We start from the raw sequence: 14,765 nt of genomic DNA, 5'->3' as shown, positions 1-14,765 counted from the left end.
ACCTCACACGGCCGTCAAACCACCCGTGCCGGGCGCCGCGCTGATCTCGGGCGGATGCGTGACGATGGATTTGAGTTCCGGCCGTGCCGTCTGCAAAGTTTGCAAATCGGGTTGCGGCCTGCGCAAGGTATCGCTGGCTTCAAAGACCTGTTCCAGCGCCTGGCATGCGGCCAGCAGTTGCGCATCGGCGTGCAGCCGTCCAATCACCTGCAGCCCGAAAGGCATGCCGTGTTCGTCCTTGCCGCAGGGCAACGCCAGCGCCGGGTTGGTGGCCAGGGTCACCACATAGGTCAGGCCCAGCCAGTGGTAGTAGTTGCGCATGGCCTGGCCGTCGATGTTGCCGGCATACAGCTCTGTCCAGGGGAAGGGCGTGACCGGCGTGACGGGCGCCAGGATGATGTCGTACTGCTCGAAAGCTTTGGCAAAGCGGCGCGAAATGCGTGTTTGTTCCAGGTGCGCCCAGGCGCGGTCCGCCAGGGTGATGGCGGCTGCGATTTCCATGTTGGCGCGTACATTCGGGCCCAGCGTTTCGGGCGCGTTGCGGTAGGTGTCAGCGAATGCCGCGACAAAACTTTCTGCGCGCAGCGTGTCAAAGGCGCGGTCGGCATCGCCCAGCTCAAGGTCTATCGGCTCGCAGCTCGCTACCAGCGGCCGGATGGCTTCCACGCGCTGGCGGAACACGCGCCGGATTTCCGGGTCCACGATGCACATGCCAAAGTCTTCCGTGGTGCCCACACGCAAGGTGGAAAGGTCCACCTGCTTCAAGGGCCAGAATGTGGAGGCATCCACCGGGTAGGAAAGCGGGTCGCGTGGGTTCGCGCCTACGCTGGCGGCAAACAGCAGCGCCGTATCGGCCACGTTGCGCCCCATGGGGCCGAGTACGGAGATGACGGACCAGCCCAGTGGCCGGGCATCGTTGGCCACCAGTCCGGGCGAAGGCCGCAGGCCGACCACGCCGCAGAGCGAAGCCGGGATACGCAGCGAGCCGCCGGTGTCGGAGCCGGTGCAGATCGGCAGCATGCCGGCTGCCAGCGCCGCCGCCGAGCCGCCGGAAGAACCGCCGGCGTTGAGCGTGGGGTTGAACGGGTTGCCCGTCGCGCCCCACACCGGGTTGCGTGAGTTGGCGCCGGCACCCATGTCGGGCACGTTGGTCTTGGCCGTGACGATGGCGCCCGCCGCGCGCAGTTTGGCCACCAGCGCGTTGTCTTTGGCCGGCACGTTGCCGCGAAGTCCTATGTTGCCGTAGGTGGTGAGCAGGCCCGCGGTGTCCTGCAGATCCTTCACCCCCAGCGGCAGTCCGTGCAAAGGGCCCAGCGGTGCGCCGCGCATCACTTGCGCTTCGGCTTCGCGTGCACCCTCGCGCGCACGCGTGAAGTCGGTCGCGCAGATCGCGTTGATGGCGGGGTTGAGGCGTTCGATGCGGTCTATGCAGGCGTCCATCAGCTCCACCGGCGATACCTCGCGGCTGGCGATCAGGCTGCGGAGTTCGACGGCGGAGATGTCTGGAAGAGTGGATCGCATATGAGTGTCTTGTTCAGTCGGTTTTTATTTGAGAGCGTTCGGCCAGCGCCTTCATGCGCGCGATCTCGGCCGTCACCAAGCCGGACCAGTCGGGAACCGCGGTATAGCCGGGTTCGAAGCCAGCGGCCTTGAGCTTGTCCAGTGTTTCGGGATTGGCCATCACCGTCGCCAAAGCTTTTTCCAGCCGTGCCTTGACGGGCACCGGCAAGCCCTTGGGCGCCACCACGGCCAGCCAGGCGTTCATGTCGACGGCCGGGTAGCCGGCCTCGGCCATGGTCGGCACATTGGGCAGCAGGGCCGAGCGCTTGTTCATGGCCACGGCCAGCACGCGGATCTTGCCGGACTTGAGTTGCTGCGATGCAGCGACCACGGTGTCGAAAGACACCGGGATCTGGCCGCCGATCAGATCGGTCATCAGGGGGCCGGAGCCCTTGTAGGGCACATGCGTCATCTTCAGGCCCGTGGCCGTATTGAACATCGCGCCGGCGAAGTTGGAGCTGGTGCCATTGCCGAAGCTGCCGTACAGGTATTTGTCCGGATTGGCCTTGGCCGCCGCGACGAACTGGTGCACGTCGGTGGCCGTGACCGACGGATTCACCAGCATGGCCAGCGCCACCGAGCCCACCATGCCTATCGCGTCAAAGCCCCTGGCCGGGTCATAAGACAGCTTGGGTTGCAGCGCGGGGTTCAGCGTGAAGGTGGAGTTGGAGCTCACGAGCAGGGTATAGCCGTCGGGCTTGGCGTTGGCCACTGCGGCGGCGCCTATGGCGGTGCCGGCGCCCGGCTTGTTTTCAACCACCACGGGTTGGCCCAATTGGTCACCCAGGGCCTTGCCCAGGATACGCGCCAGCACGTCGGCCGCACCGCCGGCAGGGAAGGGCGCGACCAGCGTCACCGGGCGGTCAGGAAAATCGGCCGCATGGGCGGGTCCAACCATGGCGGCAAGCCCGCAGGAAAAGAAGGCGCTGGCGATCAGCGTGCGGCGCATTGCTTTGAAAGACATGTGGTGCATGGTAGGCCTCGTTGAAAATTTGATCAATCGGAAAGGAGTGATTCGAAGGGGGTTGGCTCAAGGTTTAACGCAACCGGGCAGGAGACAGCCTGGACGCATCAACGCCTTGCAGGGCCAATTCTTCAGGCAGCGCAGCCTGGCGGATCAGTGCATCGGCCAGCGCACTTGCACCTGCCGCGCTCTGGATGCCGTAGCCGCCCTGCGCCGCGAGCCAGAAAAAGCCGGGGCAGGCGTTGTCATGGCCAATCACCATTTCCCCGTCGGGTACAAAAGAGCGCAGGCCGGCCCATGTACTGGAAGGGCGGCGGATCGTCAGTGTCGACACACTTTCGATCTGGTGGATACCCATGGCAATGTCCAGCTCTTCAGGAACCACGTCGTGCGGAACCGTCGGATCCGCATTGGCGGGTGAGCCCAGCAGCTGCCCGGCATCGGGCTTGAAGTAGTAGCTTTCATCCACACCCACCACGGCGGGCCAGTGTGAGGCGTCCATGCCCTCGGGCGCCTTGAAGGTAAAGGCGCTGCGCCGGTGCGGCACCAGGCCGATGGGCTGCGCGCCAAACATGGCGGCCAGCTCGTCAGCCCAGGCGCCTGCGGCATTCACCACGGTTTTGGCGCGCAGCGTCTCGCCATCGCTGAATTGCAGGGTCCAGCGCTGGCCGTCGTGGGTGGCCTGTGTCAGGGTGGCGGCGGTGCGCAGCTCCCCGTCGGCACCGGCCTTCTGGCGAAAGCCGCGCAGAAAGCCCTGGTGCAATGCATGCACATCCATGTCCTGCGCACCTGCGTCGTACAGCGCGCCGTGCACCACATCGGGCCGCAGGCAGGGCACATGGGCCAGCGTGGTGCCGGCGTCCAGCGTCACCAGGCCGGGGCAGCTTGCGGACAGTTCCTGGCGCGTGTGCGCCAGTTCTTCTTCCTGGCCGTGCGTGGCGAGGTAAAGCACGCCCCGGGGCTGTATCAGCGCCGGGTGAAACCCTTCCGGCGGCCGTTCGTAAAACCCGCGGCTCGCACGCGTCAGCGCCCGCACCGTGGGCGGGCCGTAGGTTTCCATGAACATGGCCGCCGACCGGCCGGTGGAGTGAAACCCCGGCTGGGATTCACGTTCGACGAGCGCAACGCTGCGTTGCCCGGCCAGGCGCCAGGCCAAAGATGCGCCCGCAATGCCGGCGCCGAAGATAAGGATGTCAAATTCTCTCATTTGAGAATTCTCACATGCGAGAATCATGCCTGTCCAGCCCATTTACCGGGATTTTTCGAAAAAAGGGAAAACACCATGCCTGCACGCCCCGCCCGCAACCCTGCCGCCGCCCCCGAGGCGGACCGGGTGCGGCTCGGCCTGAGCCTGCGCGGGCACCGCAAGGCGCGGCGGCTGACGCTCAAGGACCTGTCCGGCCGTTCCGGCGTGGCACTGTCCACGCTGTCCAAGATGGAGCTGGGCCAGATTTCGGTCAGCTATGAAAAGCTGGCCGCCGTAGCGCGGGCGCTATCGCTGGACGTGGGGCAGCTGCTGGACGCGCGAGCCGCGGCGCCGGCCCCTGGCGCTGCAAAGCCGGTGGTGGTCTGGTCCGAAGCAGGCGGTGCGCCGGCCTACAGCTCGGGCAACTATGACTACGGCGCGCTGGCCGCCGGCTTTCCGGGCAAGCGCATGACGCCGATGCACGGCCGCATCGTGGCGCGCAGCCGCAGCCAGTTCCCCGACTTTATCCGCCACGCAGGGCAGGAGTTCGTGATCGTTCTGTCGGGCCGGGTGCGCATCGAGTTCGAGACCGGCGAAATCATCGAAGTGGCGCGCCATGAGTCGGCCTATTTCGACAGCGGCGTGGGCCACATCTACCTTTCGCTGGGCCGCAGCGACGCGCAGGTGCTGGTGGTGATGAGCGAATAGGGCTGCGTGGCCTTGTGTTTCGGGTTTGTACCCGGGTTCAGGTCGACAGCTTCTCCCAGGTCAGGTCAAATTTCAGCAGATATTTGCGCAGCCTGTCCGCATCATTCACTACGCTGCGCTGGGTGCGCGATACATTGAAGAGCGCCCGCCCGGCGTCGCTGAGGGAGGCGCTTTTGCGGCAGACCTCAATCACGGCCTGAAGCTGTAGCTGTTCAAAATAATCGAGTGTGTCCGCGGCGCCTCCCATTAATTCGGCGAGTGAGGCAGCGCCGCCGCTAGCTTCCCGTTCTGTGGCCTGCCATTGCCAGCGTAGCCGCGCGATCTCGGCCTCCACCAGGCTTGCGCCGATGCGGCCGTTGTCACCCAGCGTGGCAAGGCGGGTGATGGATGCGCTCAAGTCGCGAAAATTGCCAGCCCAGATGGCCTCGCCCGATTGTGCAAATCGCAGGTAGGCTGCGCGGGCTTCAGCGGTCATGCGGGTTTTCCTGCCCAGATCCTCGGATGCGAGCGTGAGCTGGTGGTCCATGTTGGGCTCGATATCCTCCCGGCGCTGGCTGAGGCCGGGCAGGGTGTAAGTCCACAGATTGATACGCGCAAAAAGGTCCTCGCGGAAGCGCCCGCGGGCGACTTCCAGACGCAAGTCCTTGTTGGTACCGGCGATCAGCTGGAAGCTGCTTTCGACTTCTTTGTCGGCACCTACGGGCAGGAAGCGTTTTTCTTCCACGGCCTTGAGCAGCATGGCCTGCTCGTCCAGGCCCAGCTCGCCAATCTCGTCGAGAAACAGCACGCCCTTGTCGGCGGTGCGCAGCAAGCCGGGACGGTCATTGGCCGCACCGGTGAACGCCCCCTTCTTGTGGCCGAACAGCGTGGAGCCCGCACCGTCGCCGTGCAGCGTCGCGCAGTTCACGTCGACAAAGCTGCCGCTGACCTGGTGGCGCGACTTTTTGAGCTCGAAGATTCGCCGCGCCAGCATCGACTTGCCCGCACCCGTGGGCCCCGTCAGCAGGATGGGCGCCTTGCTCTGGACGGCGATGTGTTCGATTTCCTCAATCAACTTGTTGAAGCGGGGGTTGCGTGTGGCGATGCCGCTTTTGAGAAAGGACACTGCATCTTGTTGCGCCACCGCAAGCCGCGTGTTGATCGCGTCATACCGCGAAAGGTCCAGGTCAATCAGTTCATAACTGCCCACGCCCTGGCCTTGCCGGCCCCTGGGCGGCGCCGTCTGCAACAGAACGCCGGGAATGAAGCGCGCCTCGACCAGCAGGAACAGGCAGATCTGCGCCACATGGGTGCCGGTGGTGATGTGCGCCCAGTACTCTTCGCGCTCAGTGTCGAAAGCGTAGGCGCGCATCCAGTCATACAGCGCGCCGTAGACCTCGCCGAAATCCCAGGGATTGGCCAGGTTCATCTCGACCAGGCGAACCTCGGTGCCGGGCGAGAGCTGAACCACGTCTTCGCGCACCCTTTCGGCCAGCGCTTTGTTGCGCACGTCGTGCATCAGCTCCAGCCGGTCGACGATCAGGTCTTCATGCTGTGCGATTGAAACTGTCGGCCGCCATTTCTCCCAACGCGAAGCACTCAGGCCCGAATCCAGCTGGGTACCCAGGAACCCCATCACCACTTTCTTCTTCATATTTCTAATGTACTAGCTTTAAAGCTAAGAACTCAAGAAGTATAAGTTTAAAAAAACTGGTGAATTTTTGATTAATTGAAAAATTATCAAATGAAATCAATTGCTTAGAGAAATTGGTGATCTCTTTTAAAGAGTTGGCACGCCACCTGCAATGTATATCCCGTCACCACAACGGTGAATGCAAACAAGGACTAGGAACATGGCAAACACACAACTATTTCAAAGCAGCAAAGGCAGTTTCCTGCCAGCTGCCACCATCGCCAACGAGGCTGGTGGTGTCGCTTATGCCTTGGCACCCCGGCATGCTTTGGTGCAATTGGCCGTCACCGGTTGCCTGAACAATGTTTACTACGCAGGCGCTGCCGAGCAATTGGACAAAGTGCTGGAACTGGCTGCGCAGGTTGATGCGGGCTTCGTGGCCAAAACTGCCATCTATGCCCGCGAGCGTGGCCATATGAAAGACATGCCGGCGCTGCTGTTGGCCTCGCTGGCGACCCGCGATGTGGCACTGTTTGCCAAGGCGTTTCCTCGCGTGGTAGACAACGGCAAGATGCTGCGTAACGTGGTGCAAATTCTGCGTAGCGGCCGTGTGGGCCGTAAGTCAATGGGTTCGCGTCCCAAGAAGTTGGTGCAGGCCTGGTTGTGCAATGCAAGCGAGAAGCAGCTGCTGAACGCCAGCGTGGGTAACAGCCCGTCGTTGGCCGACGTCGTGAAGATGGTTCACCCCAAACCGGCTGAGGCCTGGCGCGCCGCGTGGTTTGCCTGGTTGATTGGCCGTGACTTTGACGTGAGCCAGTTGCCCGAGGCGACGCGTGCTTTTGAAGCCTACAAGAAGGACCGCAGCGGTGTGGCGCCCGATGTGCCGTTTCAAATGTTGACGGCCTTGAACCTGACCACCAACCAGTGGACGCAGATTGCAAAGAATGGCTCGTGGCAGATGGTGCGACAGAATCTCAACACCTTTGCGCGCCACGGCGTGTTTGGTACAACCAAGGCTGAAAAGGCCATTGCCGCCAAACTGCGTGACGCGCAGAGTATTGAGAAGGCCCGCGTGTTGCCCTACCAGTTGATGGCTGCCTACAAAGCGACGGATGAAACCGTTCCTCTGCAGGTACGTGAAGCATTGCAAGACGCGATGGAAATCGCGTTGAAGAACGTGCCGGCTTTGGTGGGTAAGGTGGTGGTGTGTCCTGATGTGTCGGGCTCCATGAGCTCGGCGGTGTCCGGACACCGTGGTTCTGCAACCAGTGCGGTGCGTTGTATTGACGTGGCGGCCCTGGTGGCTGCGGCTCTGCTGCGCAAGAACCCGGCAACCATGGCGCTGCCGTTTGAGCAGAAAGTCGTCAACTTGTCGTTGAACCCGCGTGACTCGGTGATGACCAATGCGGAGAAACTGGCTGCCGTGGGCGGTGGCGGAACCAACTGCTCGGCGCCGTTGGCCCTGTTGAACGCCGGTAAGGCCAAGGCAGACCTGGTGGTGCTGGTGTCGGACAACGAGTCGTGGGTGGATAGCAAGCGTGCCGGTGCGACGCAAACCTTGCGTGAGTGGGAAGTGTTCAAGCAACGCAACCCGCAAGCCAGGTTGGTGTGTATCGACATCCAGCCTTACGCCCACACGCAGGCGCTCGAACGGCCTGACATCCTGAACATCGGCGGTTTTACCGATGAGGTGTTCAAGGTACTGGCCTTGTTTGCCGCGGGAGCGTTGGGAGCCGACCACTGGGTCGGATTGATAGACGAGCTGGCTTTGTAAGCCATGACTCGATGTGTTGAGCGTCGTCGCCTGAGGAATGCCGGTGTGATTACATCCAAACTGTTTTTATCACACCAACTGTTAGTCCTCAGGCGGGGCCTTTTTTAAAGATGGACAAGAGGGTTTTCAAAAGCACGAATGCTGGCGGGATTACATTGGATATAGCCGGTTCGACTCTGGCCATGTGCATCACAGGAAACTGAATGCACATGAAAATCTCACCGATCTTGTCGTGTTTTTGAAAGCTCTTGAAGAGAGAGCAAAAAGTTTTGATTGCCAGCGGCAAATGCGATTGGAATTACAGCACTGTTAATGCCGAGGTCGCGGGTTCGAATCCCGCCGGTGCTGCAATGGGCTTGTGCCCGAGCCCATTGCAGCACCGTAGCTCAGTCTGGTAGAGCACGTATCCATTTCAACAATTTTGTTGCTGCTGGTGATCAAAAAGGTTTTGGATGAATGCCCGTGAAATTACAGGTAGACGCGGCGTGCAAACGCTCTCTTGCTGAAAGGCGCGGGGTCTGGGTTCAAACCCCAGCTTGGCAACAAGTGGCGAAATTTCATTTCACAAGCTCTAGTCATCCGTTTTATTGAAAAAGGAAGAACAACAATGAACTACCAACAACATGAAGTTCCCGGCGGTGTGCCGGTAAAGATGTGGACCAACGGCGTGCCGGTGGAAGCCCAGGCCCTGAAGCAGCTGGAGAACTCCGCGCGCCTGCCCATCGTGTTCAAGCACGTGGCCGTGATGCCCGACGTGCACTACGGCCTGGGCGCAACCATCGGCAGCGTGATCCCGACCTTCAAGGCAATCATTCCGGCGGCCGTCGGTGTGGATATCGGCTGCGGCATGATGGCCTGCAAGACCACGCTGCGCGCCGAAGACCTGCCTGACAACCTGGGCCCGCTACGCACGGAGATCGAAAAAGCCGTACCGCACGGCTCGGCGCCCAAGACCTACCGCAGGAATGGTTCGGTGCGCGAGGTCGGCGCCTGGACGAACCCGCCCAGCGCGGCAGATGCGGCCTGGGGCCAGCTGGTCGATGAGTTCGAGGCTATCTGCCTGGACTACCCGCGCCTGAAGAACACCAACAACCACCGCCACATGGGAACCCTGGGCGGCGGCAACCACTTTGTCGAGGTGTGCCTCGACGAAAGCGGCGGGGTCTGGATCATGCTGCACAGTGGTTCGCGCGGGGTGGGTAACGCCATCGGCACGCACTTCATCGAGCTCGCGAAGAAAGACGCCGAGCTGCACCAGCGCAACCTGCCGGACAAAGACCTGGCCTATCTTGAAGAAGGTTCGCAGTACTTTGGCGACTATGTGCGCGGTGTGGGATGGGCGCAAAAATTTGCGCGCCTGAACCGCGAGGTGATGATGCAGGCCGCCATTGGCGCGTTGCGCAAGGTGATCAGCAAGCCGTTTGAGACGCACGTGGAGGCGGTGAACTGCCACCACAACTATGTGCAGAAGGAAACGCACTTTGGGCAAGAGGTGTTTGTGACCCGCAAGGGCGCCGTGAGCGCGAAGGCGGGAGAGCTCGGGATCATTCCCGGCAGCATGGGCGCCAAAAGTTTCATCGTGCGCGGCAAGGGCAACCCCGACAGCTTTATGAGCTGCAGCCACGGGGCCGGCCGCACCATGAGCCGTACGCAGGCCAAAAAGCTGTTTACGGTCGAAGACCAGATCAAGGCTACCCAAGGCGTGGAATGCCGTAAGGACGCGGAGGTGATCGACGAGATTCCGATGGCCTACAAGGACATCGACGCCGTGATGCTGGCCCAGAGCGATCTGGTGGAAGTGGTGTACACGTTGAAGCAGGTGGTGTGTGTGAAGGGGTAAGGAATATGAGTCAAACATCGAGTAGCTATCTGGTGGAATTGGTGAGCCCCGCGATAGCTGAATTGCGGACCGAGCTAATCCGAGCGCGTTGCGCATTTCAGTTCAACGTCTTTCAGGTGGAGCCCTATCGGTATTCGGAGGATTTGCACAAAGCAGCACTGGCGATGGCCTTTCAAGAAATTGACATAAAGGCTGACATCCAGAGTGCAAAAAGCAAGACCCTGCTGCCCGGTGAGTTTGACGCGCTTGTAACAACGCGGGGGTTGCCTGAGATCCACCCCCCGTTGTTTCACGCCTTTCGTGATCCACCTTACGGCACCAGTTGGACAGATTCCGACGCTCAAGAGAATTTCGTGAAGTGGCTGAAGCTTCTGGGGGCGGATCGGACAAATAACCTATGCGTTTTGGATTGGGTTGGTGACCCTGATCAGAATCCAGGGCGCAGTGGGTGGAGTACCTACTTTGATTCCGGCAAGGAGTGGTGGGGAATTTGGTGTCTCACAATCTGGAACCCGGCTCGCAACACCATTTCCGTCCTTGTGGCGAGTCAAACAGATTGAAATGGGGTGAGCCCCGCAAAAGGACGTGTGATGAAGAGCGGAAAGCAAAGGCGGGAGGAGATCAAGGCCAAGCGCCTGGCACGCCTGAGCGCGGCGCGGGCACCCAACCCCTTTATTTCAACCAGGTCAGTGCCTTTGGGCGCTGTGGCGGCGGACCACGCGCAACTGGCGCATAACACCACCTGGAGTTTGTTGCCCTCGTTCTACATCGACACGCCCTTTGTCTGCAAGGACTGCGGTGCGCACGAGGTGTGGACGGCAAAGCAGCAGAAGTGGTGGTATGAAATCGCCAAGGGTCGTATTGAAAGCTGCGCGGTGCGCTGCCGTCCTTGCCGTCTGTTGGAGCGTGCGCGAGTGGAAGAGGCGCGGCGCGTGAGCCAGGCGGGCTTGGCTTTGAAGATAGAAAAGAAGAACAATGAAAATTGAAGTAAAAAACATAATTGAACTGGATGGCTCGCAAGGCGAAGGTGGCGGGCAGATCTTGCGCACCGCGCTGGCGCTCAGCCTGGTGACGGGCAAGCCGTTTCGCATGGACAACATCCGTGCGAAGCGGCCCAAGCCCGGCTTGATGCGCCAGCACCTGGCCTGCGTGAACGCGGCCGTGTCTGTGGGCGGCGGCGTCGATCAGACTTCCGCCGTCAATGCCACCGGTCAGGCGGTGCAGATTGGCGAAACCACGTTGCTGTTCACGCCAGGTGAGGTGCGCGCGGGCGACTACGAATTTGCGGTCGGCTCGGCCGGCAGCTGCATGCTGGTGCTGCAAACCGTGCTGTGGCCGCTGCTCCAGGCCAGGGCCGCCTCCACGCTGCATCTCAGCGGTGGGACGCACAACCCGATGGCGCCGTCGTGTTCCTTCCTGTCGCTGCTGGCACCTTGTTTCGCCGGCAATGGAGAGGCCCTGTTTGACATTGAGTTGCGCCGCCACGGTTTTTACCCGGCGGGAGGCGGGGAGGCGCGCGTGCGCCTGAATCCGCCCACGCAGGGCTTTTCGGCCATTCACCTCATGGAGCGCGGCGCGTTGCTGGAGGCTTATGCCGAATGCCTGCACGCTGGCCTGCCCAGAGGCGTGGCGGAACGTGAGCTGGACGTGCTGCGCAAGGGGCTGGGTTGGGAAGAAGGCTGCCTGCGCGACCGCGGGCTGCGCAGCAACGAAGGGCCGGGCAACGCGCTGTTGGCCGTCCTGCGCTATGAGCACATCACCGAGGTCTTTGCGGCCTATGGCGAAAAGAGCGTGAGTGCCGAGCAGGTCGCCCGCCGCGTGCTGCAGGAGGTGAAGGCCTACCAGGCCCACGAGGCGCCGGTAGGCCCGCACCTGGCAGACCAGCTGATGATTCCCATGGCACTGGCGGGCCTGCAGGGTCGGATGGGTCACTATTGGGCGACGGAGCTGACCGAGCACACCCGCACCAATGCGCGGACCATCGAAGTCTTCCTGCCTGTGAAGTTCTCGTGCGAGCCATGCGGTGGCGGAACGGTGATTTCGCTGCAGGTGTAATGAATGGCCGGGTCATTCCTGGCCGATGCATGCCGATGTGAAAAGGTGCCGTGCATTGCTGGTGTTGAGTCCGGGGCCAGAGAAGCCTTACAGTATGGGCTGGTCGCATGAGGAACCTGCATGTCCAACGGCAAAAATACACTACCATCCGGCGCCCCCGATAAAGCCCAGATCGAGAACGCGATCGAAAAGGTCAATCGGCAGATCAAGATTCTGCGGGCCTTCAAAATATCGGTGACGCAAACCGGCTGGGATTCGAGCGTGGAGTCCCTGCAAAAGAAAGTCAACACCACCCTGGCCGACAGCTTTGGCGTGGGCACGCCCGAATACCGGCAGTTTGCCGTCGCGATACAGGATTTTCTGCTGGACAAGACTTTCGGCGACCGCTTCACGGACGACGAACGCCAGCAAAAAGTCAGGCAAGGGATCGATCTGGCCATCATGCGCGTGAATGCGGCCAAGAAGCTGCTGAGCGACTACCTCGATGGCACTGCAGCGCCGATGGTGGACCCGGTTGTGGAGGCGAAACCGGTGTCACCGCCCCCACCAGCACCAGCACCAGCACCAGCAGCAGCACCAGCAGCAGCAGCAGCAGCAGCACCGGAACCGGAGCCGGAGCCGGAGCCGGAGCCGGAGCCGGAGCCGGAGCCGGAGCCGATCTCCACACCTTCACCTTCCATTCCAACGAGGATGCCCATGTCCAAGACAGATCTCCCTTCCTCTTCTGCCACGGAACCGCAAGCCGTGTCCGGTTCTCGCGTGGCTATCCTGGGCTTGGGCGGAGATGCCGTGGGCGACGCGTGCCAGTTCATGGAGCAGCTGGGGCTGGAGGCGGCGATACTCGACGCCGTCTCCATCGATCAACTGGAGGGGCTGCGCAATGTGGCGTTTTTGCTGCTCCTGCCGGGCAACAAATCCGATGCGCCCGCGGCCATGCTGGCCATTGGATTCATGCTGGCCGCGCTCGGCCGCAACCGCATTGCCTGCCTGCTGTCCGAAGACGACGCCTTGCCGGATGTCCTGAAGGGTGCCACAAGCATTTCGGTCGACGAGGCAGGCCTGTGGCGGCTGCTGCTGGCACGTGAGATGAAGCGGGCAGGCCTGGAGGTGGATCTGAACCTTGCCATGTGAGTGGCACCCCGGCGGCATGAGTGGTGTCAGCGTGCCGTGGGTTTCGTTGCTGCATCGTCAGGCAGCATGGCAGCGTCTCTTTGCATCAAGGCACGGACCAGCCAGGTAAACCATGCAGCGGCAATCGCTGCTGCAATCCAGACCAGCATCTGCCCCAGCCGGGCCTGGTCGTCCAGCAGGTAGGCGTTGCAGACGCGTACCGGCGAAGTTTCATACAGGTTGCCCACGACTGCCATCATCGGCAGCACATTGCCCAGAAAGAAACCCTGCACCAGCAGCCCCGCCGCGTGCCAGGACAAGCGCACGGCGGCGCCGCAGGCCAGCAGGGCCAGGCTTTTCAGGATTTCGATGCGGCTGTCCACCAGCGCCAGGTCCAGTACGCGGGGAATCATCATGATCGCGAGCATCATCGCGGCCGCGAACAAACCGCTGATGCCGTGGGCATTCCAGAGCCCCAGGCGAGCCAGCCAGTGCCCCGGCAGTGCTGCGGCGAGCAGATAGCCGGCGAGCGCCAGCAGGGGATACTGCACCAGCATGTGAAGGGTCATGCTGGCTTCCAGCCCATGCCGCAGGCCGGGCAAGGCCAGCAGGCACAGCAGGGCGACGGCCATAACCGCCAGGGTGCCGCGCGAGGGATGCGCCAGCCTCGTCATGGTGAGGCCGCCTGCGCAAGGTGCTGCGCATAGTCGAGCGCGAGCTGCTGTTCCGCGTAGTCAAAAATGCGAACCAGCCGGCCTTTCTGGTCGATGACCAGCAGCGCCGCGTTGTGTTCAAAATCGCCGCGGCCGTCAGGGACCACCACGACCTGGAAATCGGCCAGCAGGCGCTGGGTGTCCCGCGGGTCCTGCACACGCACAAAGCGCCATAGCGCCGGGTCGGCGCTCAATCGCGCTGCATAGGCCTGCAGCACGGCGGGGCTGTCGTGACGCCCATCGAAGCTGATCGACAGCAGCTTGACCCTGCCGCCGCGCTCCTGCCTCGCCTGCAATATCTGCTGCATTTGCTGGAAGCTGCTGCCCATCGCCAGGCAGACGGTCTGGCAACGTGTATAGACGAAATCCACCAGCGTGACGGACTGTCCGTCGGCGAGCCGCTGCGACAGCGCCTGAGGGGCGATGCCGGGTCCTTCGACGCTGACTGCGGGAGTTGCGACAGGTCGCAGCGCGACTTCGAGCCGGCGGGCGCCCTCGGCGGTCCAGACCTGGAAGTCGTGCGTCAGCCACGCGGCGGCGGCATAGCCCGCCAGGGCCAGCATGGCGCTGAGCAACGCGGTGCGAAGCATCAGGGCTGGCCCACCACGCTTGCTACCCCCTTCAGCTCAGGAGCTTTTGGCCGCCAGCGCCTTGAGTTCGGCGGCGCCGTTGAACGGTGTGGTGCGCGTGCCGGCCTTGCGTTCGGCTTCAAACAGCTCGGGCTTGATCGCACCCGCCTTGTTGGACCATTCGGCGCGGATGTAGCTTGCCACCGCGGCCAGTTCGGCATCGCTGAGCTGCCCGAACGCCGGCATGGCACCCTTGAAAGTGTTGCCCATGACGGTGATCTCGCCCGTGACGCCGTGCAGCAGGATGTTGGCCACGGTGCGCTCGTCGCCGGTGACCCATTCGGAGCCGTCCAGCGGTGGAAACACGCCGGGCAGCCCTTTGCCGGTGGCTTGATGACAGGCCACGCAGTTGGCGGTGAACAGCTGTTTGCCGTTGGCCGCAGCGCCCGGTGCGGGGCCCGAGAGGTCCGCCAGGGTGCGCTTGTCCCCCAGGTCGGCGCGGCCGAAGGAGCCGGACAGCACGATGTAGCCCGCGCCCCACAGCACCAGGGCCAATGCCCCGACCAGGAAGATCAGCGGAATGGGCTGGCTTTTTTCAGAGGGCTCCGCCTGTTCCCGCTCCTGGGCCCGGCTTTCAGATGTCTTGTCGTTCAACATGGGATGACCTTGTGTGG

General features: G+C 62.4%; 13 protein-coding genes and 1 pseudogene. 7 read left to right on the top strand and 7 right to left on the bottom strand.

Features of this window, described 5'->3' with window-relative positions; genetic code table 11:
• Window positions 1–3: 3 nt before the first annotated feature.
• The 3 genes from AC1DWQ_RS02000 to AC1DWQ_RS01990 all read right to left on the bottom strand — a co-directional run bounded on the left by AC1DWQ_RS02000 (window position 4) and on the right by AC1DWQ_RS01990 (window position 3,731).
• On the bottom strand, window positions 4–1,521 hold the full coding sequence (locus AC1DWQ_RS02000; protein ID WP_477668141.1) for an amidase: 1,518 nt from the start codon (window positions 1,519–1,521) through the stop codon (window positions 4–6).
• A 13-nt stretch (window positions 1,522–1,534) separates the two neighbouring features.
• Window positions 1,535–2,533, bottom strand: a complete 999-nt coding sequence (locus tag AC1DWQ_RS01995; RefSeq protein ID WP_477668140.1) for a Bug family tripartite tricarboxylate transporter substrate binding protein — start codon at window positions 2,531–2,533, stop codon at window positions 1,535–1,537.
• A gap of 64 nt (window positions 2,534–2,597) precedes the next feature.
• Window positions 2,598–3,731 (bottom strand): NAD(P)/FAD-dependent oxidoreductase, encoded by a 1,134-nt coding sequence (locus AC1DWQ_RS01990; protein WP_477668139.1) that lies wholly within the window; start codon window positions 3,729–3,731, stop codon window positions 2,598–2,600.
• A 75-nt stretch (window positions 3,732–3,806) separates the two neighbouring features.
• Here AC1DWQ_RS01990 and AC1DWQ_RS01985 point away from each other — a divergent pair, with 75 nt between their 5' ends.
• On the top strand, window positions 3,807–4,418 hold the full coding sequence (locus tag AC1DWQ_RS01985; RefSeq protein WP_477668138.1) for a helix-turn-helix domain-containing protein: 612 nt from the start codon (window positions 3,807–3,809) through the stop codon (window positions 4,416–4,418).
• A gap of 103 nt (window positions 4,419–4,521) precedes the next feature.
• Here the strand turns inward: AC1DWQ_RS01985 and rtcR are convergent.
• Window positions 4,522–6,033, bottom strand: a pseudogene (rtcR, locus tag AC1DWQ_RS01980) (RNA repair transcriptional activator RtcR); the annotation flags it as partial.
• Window positions 6,034–6,250: 217 nt separating this feature from the next.
• Here rtcR and AC1DWQ_RS01975 point away from each other — a divergent pair.
• From AC1DWQ_RS01975 to AC1DWQ_RS01950, 6 genes are all read left to right on the top strand, one after another.
• A complete protein-coding gene (locus AC1DWQ_RS01975) occupies window positions 6,251–7,804 on the top strand; it encodes a vWA domain-containing protein (protein ID WP_477668137.1) in 1,554 nt (517 codons plus the stop codon).
• Between the two features lie 607 nt (window positions 7,805–8,411).
• A complete protein-coding gene (locus tag AC1DWQ_RS01970; protein ID WP_477668136.1) occupies window positions 8,412–9,644 on the top strand; it encodes an RtcB family protein in 1,233 nt (410 codons plus the stop codon).
• 5 nt (window positions 9,645–9,649) lie between these two features.
• Window positions 9,650–10,204: a hypothetical protein gene (locus AC1DWQ_RS01965; protein ID WP_477668135.1), complete on the top strand. Its 555-nt coding sequence runs from the start codon at window positions 9,650–9,652 to the stop codon at window positions 10,202–10,204.
• Window positions 10,205–10,234: 30 nt separating this feature from the next.
• Complete coding sequence (locus tag AC1DWQ_RS01960; protein ID WP_477668134.1) at window positions 10,235–10,630, top strand: zinc-ribbon domain containing protein; 396 nt, start codon at window positions 10,235–10,237, stop codon at window positions 10,628–10,630.
• A 10-nt stretch (window positions 10,631–10,640) separates the two neighbouring features.
• Window positions 10,641–11,699 (top strand): RNA 3'-terminal phosphate cyclase, encoded by a 1,059-nt coding sequence (gene rtcA, locus AC1DWQ_RS01955; protein WP_477668907.1) that lies wholly within the window; start codon window positions 10,641–10,643, stop codon window positions 11,697–11,699.
• 120 nt (window positions 11,700–11,819) lie between these two features.
• Window positions 11,820–12,830 (top strand): hypothetical protein, encoded by a 1,011-nt coding sequence (locus AC1DWQ_RS01950; RefSeq protein WP_477668133.1) that lies wholly within the window; start codon window positions 11,820–11,822, stop codon window positions 12,828–12,830.
• A gap of 26 nt (window positions 12,831–12,856) precedes the next feature.
• Here AC1DWQ_RS01950 and AC1DWQ_RS01945 read toward each other — a convergent pair whose 3' ends face one another.
• From AC1DWQ_RS01945 to AC1DWQ_RS01935, 3 genes are read right to left on the bottom strand one after another with little or no spacing between them, the layout of a single operon-like run.
• Window positions 12,857–13,483, bottom strand: a complete 627-nt coding sequence (locus tag AC1DWQ_RS01945) for a hypothetical protein (protein ID WP_477668132.1) — start codon at window positions 13,481–13,483, stop codon at window positions 12,857–12,859.
• Complete coding sequence (locus AC1DWQ_RS01940; protein WP_477668131.1) at window positions 13,480–14,112, bottom strand: SCO family protein; 633 nt, start codon at window positions 14,110–14,112, stop codon at window positions 13,480–13,482. The genes AC1DWQ_RS01945 and AC1DWQ_RS01940 overlap by 4 nt, the downstream gene beginning before the upstream one ends.
• 36 nt (window positions 14,113–14,148) lie before the next feature.
• On the bottom strand, window positions 14,149–14,748 hold the full coding sequence (locus AC1DWQ_RS01935) for a c-type cytochrome (RefSeq protein ID WP_477668130.1): 600 nt from the start codon (window positions 14,746–14,748) through the stop codon (window positions 14,149–14,151).
• Window positions 14,749–14,765 lie beyond the last annotated feature (17 nt).

It is taken from the genome of Polaromonas sp. P2_G11 (genome assembly GCF_056403595.1).
Note: the sequence above shows the minus strand (reverse complement) of the source record. Positions and strands in the feature narration are given on the sequence as shown.